This window comes from Ruegeria sp. CDSC052, from assembly GCF_059610685.1.
Map to the genome: position 1 here is coordinate 61,597 of NZ_JBXWOB010000017.1, position 6,000 is coordinate 67,596.

General features: G+C 52.0%; 6 protein-coding genes. 3 read left to right on the forward strand and 3 right to left on the reverse strand.

Features of this window, described 5'->3' with window-relative positions; translation table 11 throughout:
• Positions 1-98 precede the first annotated feature (98 nt).
• From AC2FIM_RS19010 to AC2FIM_RS19020, 3 genes are all read right to left on the reverse strand, one after another.
• The gene (locus AC2FIM_RS19010; protein WP_496679069.1) at positions 99-224 is read right to left on the reverse strand and encodes a DUF3604 domain-containing protein; all 126 of its coding nucleotides are present in this window, start codon (positions 222-224) and stop codon (positions 99-101) included.
• A 262-nt stretch (positions 225-486) separates the two neighbouring features.
• Positions 487-1,248: a hypothetical protein gene (locus AC2FIM_RS19015; protein WP_496732271.1), complete on the reverse strand. Its 762-nt coding sequence runs from the start codon at positions 1,246-1,248 to the stop codon at positions 487-489.
• A complete protein-coding gene (locus AC2FIM_RS19020) occupies positions 1,248-2,120 on the reverse strand; it encodes a hypothetical protein (RefSeq protein WP_496679063.1) in 873 nt (290 codons plus the stop codon). The genes AC2FIM_RS19015 and AC2FIM_RS19020 overlap by 1 nt, the downstream gene beginning before the upstream one ends.
• A 369-nt stretch (positions 2,121-2,489) precedes the next feature.
• Between AC2FIM_RS19020 and AC2FIM_RS19025 the strand changes: the two genes are divergently transcribed.
• The 3 genes from AC2FIM_RS19025 to AC2FIM_RS19035 all read left to right on the forward strand — a co-directional run bounded on the left by AC2FIM_RS19025 (position 2,490) and on the right by AC2FIM_RS19035 (position 5,737).
• On the forward strand, positions 2,490-3,326 hold the full coding sequence (locus AC2FIM_RS19025; protein ID WP_496679060.1) for an amino acid ABC transporter substrate-binding protein: 837 nt from the start codon (positions 2,490-2,492) through the stop codon (positions 3,324-3,326).
• Positions 3,327-3,516: 190 nt separating this feature from the next.
• On the forward strand, positions 3,517-4,845 hold the full coding sequence (locus tag AC2FIM_RS19030; RefSeq protein ID WP_496708332.1) for a DUF3300 domain-containing protein: 1,329 nt from the start codon (positions 3,517-3,519) through the stop codon (positions 4,843-4,845).
• Between the two features lies 1 nt (position 4,846).
• Positions 4,847-5,737, forward strand: coding sequence for a DUF2950 family protein (locus AC2FIM_RS19035; protein ID WP_271952052.1), 891 nt, complete (start codon positions 4,847-4,849; stop codon positions 5,735-5,737).
• Positions 5,738-6,000 lie beyond the last annotated feature (263 nt).

The following is a 6,000-nucleotide window of genomic DNA, read 5'->3' on the forward strand; positions in this document are numbered from 1 at the left end:
CCAAACTCAGGCGTGAAAAGCGTGGCGTCTTTCGCTGCCAACAGCGGCGCGAGACCCAAGTTCTCGGCGTGATCGGCAACCACCAAAAAGTTCAATGGTCAGTGCAGCCTAGCTTCGACACCGGTGCTGGATATCACCACCTCGCCCTTGGCAAAGCGGTAGGCTTCTTCAGGGCCTAGCACATTGTCGATCATACCGGCATCTGCAGAGTAGGACGTATGCAAATGAGTGTCGCCAAGAAAGACCTGATTGGGGAAGCTCTGCCGTGGATAAGGTGAATACTGCCTGTCGCCGGGTTGAGTGCTCGGGATGTCCTCGGCATGGGCGCAAAAAAAGCAAGAAAAAAGGTAAGAACAGATGCAAAACGGATCATTTTCGACCTCATCTATTGCACGAATGATGCTACGTTAAATGCATATTTCTACGACTCGTTCCTGTTCTTCGAAATAATTAAATTCTATCTGCCGCACTAACCGTTGACTAGGTTCAGCGGGGCGGAGGTGGAAGCACCTTCTTCGACTGGAGTACCTGAAGGATGTCAATAATCGCCTCAGTACTCGTTTCGATTGAACCTCGGAAGAACAGTCCGACGCCACCTTCCCCTAACTCCCGTGTGCCACCGGCGTCGTAAGTTGGCGAGAGAGAGACAAGTTCGGGAGGTAGTTCTGGGCATACCGGGTTTCTTTGAAGTATTACGTTCGCGGTCTCGATGAATACCTGCCGAACCTTTTCGACATTACCCTTTGCATCGGACGACTCGGTGAGTTGATCCGGAGCAAGTCTCAGGTCATCCAAACGGAAAAAAAGGCAGTCATCTTTGAATTCGGCCGAAGCGGAAGCACCCACCATCAAACCACCAGCGAAAGTGTTCTCGCCGCGTATAGATCCACCGCCGCTGCGGCTTTCGCATCGGAAAAGCTCTGCTTCGATCCTCCCACTTAGCGAAATCACTGTATCGTCGGCACGGGCCGTTGCTTCGGTCACGCCGATCAGTGCGTTGCAGACATCTACAAACGCGGCTCGTTTGAGTTCCTCTACAAGTATTTCGTTTGCTCGGCGTAGGTCTATGACACTTTCGATTGAGATCCTTGTCGCGTTCACATCTTTTAGTCTCAATGCCAGATCAACGGGAAACTCACGATCTCCTAGCTTGACGTCCCCGTTTGCTTCGAAGGTAACCTCTTCAGCCAGCAGCGCGGATCCGAAAAGCCCGGCAGTAGCTAGTATCAGAAGAAAGATCCGATCCATCATCCTGCCCCCCCAACAATACCGCGAGATTGCATAACCGCCAGGAGTTCCATCATCGTCATCGCACTGGTGTCGATTGAGCCGCTCAACGCAACACCGATGCCACCGTCACCAATTTCTCGTGTACCGCCGGCGTCGAGAACCGGATTCAACGAAGAAAGCTCCGAAGGCATCTCCGGACAAATCACATTCTCTTCGGTGAACTCCTTTGCCTTGGTGAGAACGACCTCCTCGACACGCTCCGTGAGGCCAATTAGGTTAACCAACCCGCCGACAAACCCAGTAGGTTGAAGCACGACGTCGGCAAGATCAAAGTGAACGCATTGATCTTGAACATTGGCGCGTGCCGCTGCGGCGATCCCAACAGTCGTCGAGATAAAGCGAACTCCACGCCCGTTGGTTCCCTCGGATTCTTCGTTTCGACAACGATAAAGCTCGACGTCCACTGAGCCTACGAGTTCAATGAGATCACCGCTGGCGCGGGCGTCGTCGAGTTCAAAGTCAACATTCAAAGAGCAACTTTGTTCCAGAGTACCCGACAGAAGCGCTTGCGCTTGGACTTGGATTTCTCGCAGATCTAAGAGCCCCCGGAAACCTAGGCGCGTTGACGTCACACTGCTGATGCCCGCGTTAAATGTGTAAGGTAGGTTTTTCCCACGAGCGGGAATCTTGTTTGAGATGCTAAATTGAACTTCGCCGGCGTAGTCGCTTGGCGACGCATTCTGTGCACTGGGTCGAGCGTTCAACTCGGACTTCAAAAGTTCTGGGTTCGTGGTTGCGCAGGATGCGAAGAACAGCAAACACACAAAGGCAAAAGGTACGGTTTTACGCGCCCCAAGTTCCGCCAAACTCCATTTTAGTTCAATTCCCATTACCCTTCGCTCAACCTCACCGTTGAAAATCAACCCTAACGTACAGCGTCACGGCGAAGGTCAACAGTTTGCACCACGAAAATATACTGGTGCGGTGTTGTGTTGTCGCAACGACTTGCAGTTGACGCGGGTCCTTTGAAACTTCGAGCATAAGCTCTTCCCACAAGACTTTTCTCTCGCGTTAAGCCCTGAGCAGGTGCAAATGTATTCGGTTATCTTCCAATATTGCGAGGGTGTGCTTTCGATTCGTCGCCATGCCAGCACCTCTCATCAACAGACCGACTCCTAGGCGACACAATGTGTTTTACTCTCGACACAGGGTGCTTTTCACCTCCACAAGGGTGTTACGCCACTAAAGAGGGAAAAACCATGCGCTTGCTTTCTATACTTATTGTGACGATTCTATTCACAACCGGCGCGGTTGCCCAAACAATCGACAGGATAACAAAAAACAACGAAATCCGATTTGGTTTTCGAACAGATGCTGCTCCGTTGTCTTACATTAACGACCAAGGTCGCCCGTTTGGTCTGTCACCGTTGATTTGCGATCATGTAGCGAAGGTAATTGCGCAGAAACTGGAATTGAAGGATTTGAATGTTCAGTTCATTCCGGTCGACTCTAAGGATCGTTTCGACAAAGTAGCTTCCGGAGAGGTGGATATGCTCTGCGGGGCAGCGTCGATTACACTTTCCCGACGCGAAATTGTTGATTTCTCAATTCCAACTTATGTCGATGGCACGTCCATATTGTTACCGATCGAGGCTGAAGGCACCATGGGTGCACTCGCGGGAAAGAAGGTTGGAATGAGAAGCAGCACAACAACAGAAGCGTCCGTTCTGAATTCATTTGAAGCTGCAGGTATCGACGCAGAAATGGTGCGGTTCGCTTCACACCCAGACGGTATCAAAGCACTTCGAGACGGTGAAATTGACGCCTATTTTGCAGATCAGTCGATTTTGCTGGTCAACTACATTGCTGCGGGGCTAAAGGGCAAATTCAAACTATCCCAGGAAATACTGACGATAGAAAAGCAAGGATTGGCTATTGCGAGGGGTGATGATAACTTTCGACTCGTTGTCGATAGTATTCTGTCAGAAATGTATGCTCAGGGCACAATGGAAGAGATATTTCGTCTCGCTTTGCCGGGGGTGGAGCCGAGCGAAGCACTAAAAGCTCTGTATGTTTTCGCCCCCATTAATCCCTGAGGCTTGTCGCGCAAAACAGTTTTGTTGGGAGTTAATCGCCCTGCGCCATAGAAGCTGGCCTTGTAAGTAAATTGACCGCTCAAGCCAGCTTGACCAATGACCATGTTTTACTAAATGATCCTCCATTTGGCAGGCCAGTTGCCAGAATCACGGTCTTAGGCGATCCTTCGATAAATTGAAGGATCGCAATATGTTTAGATATATAATATTTGCTCTCAGTTTAAGCGCATCTAACGCCCTGTTTGCACAAGAGGCGTCCGATACTGTTGCAACGGAAGTTACGTCTGAGACTTCATCCGATCTTCTATCTGATGCTGAGTTGCAAACTTTGGTCGCCCCGGTGGCTCTTTTTCCCGACACTCTACTCATACAGATATTTGTTGCGGCCACTCAGCCACTGGAGATTGTTAAGGCAGAACGATATTTGTTGGATAACGCCGACCGCGACCCCGTAGAGCTCGAGCCGGAAATCGAAACTATGGGCTGGGATCCGTCTGTAAGTGTATTGGCCACGGCGTTCCCCGAAGTCGTCGGTCAAATGGCCACCCACATCGATTGGACCGAGACAGTCGGCACCGCCATGCTGGCCCAGTCCGACGATGTACTGGATGCGGTGCAGGTAATGCGGGATCAGGCAATTGACAGCGGAGCTCTTGTTTCCGGGCCCGAGCAAACTGTCGAGGTATCTGATGAAGAAACGGTTGTAATTACTCCGACACAACCCGAAACAGTGTACGTCCCGCAATATAATCCCGAGACTGTCTATACCGGCCCGTCGACCGGGGACGTAGTGGGCGCGGCCTTGCTGACATTTGGCACCGTGGCGCTGATCGACGAGATTTTCGACGATGACGACGATTGGTATGACTATTGGGGGTGCCGGAATTGCGGCGGATGGGGCGGTGGCCCGATATACAGAAACCCGGACATCGACATAGACGTCGACGGCAACGTCAATATCGGTAACGATATAGATCTTGGTGACCGAACTGATATCGGATGGAAACCCGATCCTGACCGAAAAAAGGAAGCCCGGGACAAGATCGCTGATCACAAAAGGCCGGAAGGTGGTCGCGGCGACCTGCCTGTCAACCGCCCCGAGGGTCGCACGGACGAACTCCGCGCAAAACTGAGCAGTGAATCCGGTGCTGCAGACATTAGCAGGGGAGGCGCGGCAGCAGTTGCAGCTGGTGCAGGGGCGGGGGCTATCGCGAGCGGTGCTCTGGCCAATCGAGGTAGTGGGGGCAAGTCCTTGCCGCAGGTGAATCGCGGTAACGTTGATCGGGACAAGGCTGCTGCCAAGCAGCAGGCCATCGATCGGACGAAACGGCCAGATGCGGCGAAGAAGCCTGTCAAAAAGAAACCGCAAGCAGCTAAGAAACCTCAGGTAAAAAAGGCCACGGCTCAGCAAAAACCCGCTGCGTCCAAAGGTAAGGCTATGAAGAAAAAATCTTCAGGCGGCAAAGCTCACAAGGCGTCCAAACGGGGACATGCTGCCAAAGGCAAGGGGAGGCGGTAACATGCGTAAATCGGTTTTTTCTATTTTAGTGATCGCAGTGGCTACAGGACCGGCGTTTTCCGACGGTGCCCTGTTCGAAACTCCGCAAACCGCGCTGGACGCTTTTGTCGAAGCTTTAAGGGCCGATGACCAGAATAAGCTGCTCGAGATTTTCGGACCAGAGGCAGAAGATCTAATCGGAACGGGTGATCCGGTGGAAGATCAGCAAAGAAGGCAGGAAGTGCTTGGCATGTATGCTGAAGGATACCGCTTTCAGCCCGAGGATGATGGGGTTTTTCTTCTGCTTGGCGAAGATAGTTGGCCCTTTCCGATCCCAATTCTGAAAGCTGAGAATGGTTGGAAGTTTGATTTAGAAGCCGGGGTAGAGGAGCTTTCCGCCCGTGAAATCGGACTGAATGAATTGGAAGTAATCGAAACGCTTGAGGCCTATGTTGATCTTCAGGCGGCGTTTCGTCTTGTGGACCACAATGGCGATGGCGTCATGGAATTTGCCCAAACGATCATATCGGATCCCGGCGCACGAAACGGCCTCTTCTGGCCAGAAGAAGACAGTTTTGTCGGTGAAGCCCTTGCCCGCGCCACCGCCTCGGGGTGGAGCGACGGTGCGGATGATTTCGAACCCGAACCTTTCCTCGGTTACTACTTCGCAATTTTGCAGGGGCAGGGACCAAATGCTCCGGGTGGTGCCTATTCCTATTTTGTCGGCGATCGGTTCGTGGCAGGTCACGCCTTGCTTGCGGTGCCTGCGGACTACGGAGAAACGGGTATCCATTCTTTTCTCGTGGGTGAAAACGGCACCGTGTTCGAAGCGGACTTTGGGCCGGATACGCTTGAAATAACAGCTGAGATATCGACCTATGATCCCGGCCCAAATTGGTCACCAGCCGAGTAAATTTCGATTGGCGGCGACGCTTTGTTGCCGCGTGCAGGTGTAGATTGAATGCAATTTTCGACTTAAGTAGCAATGGTTCGGGAAGGATCGATTTTGGGAAATCTAATTAATCGATGAAATAATTGCCCTTGATTCAATTCGACCCAATTTGCCCGCTATGGTTTGACCGAATGGCCGTTTTGTCCGCTAGGGTCAGGACTCATAGCCAATAGATGACGAGAGCTGCGATGGCGATTGCTGAGAGGAAGACCTTCGGGCACCTG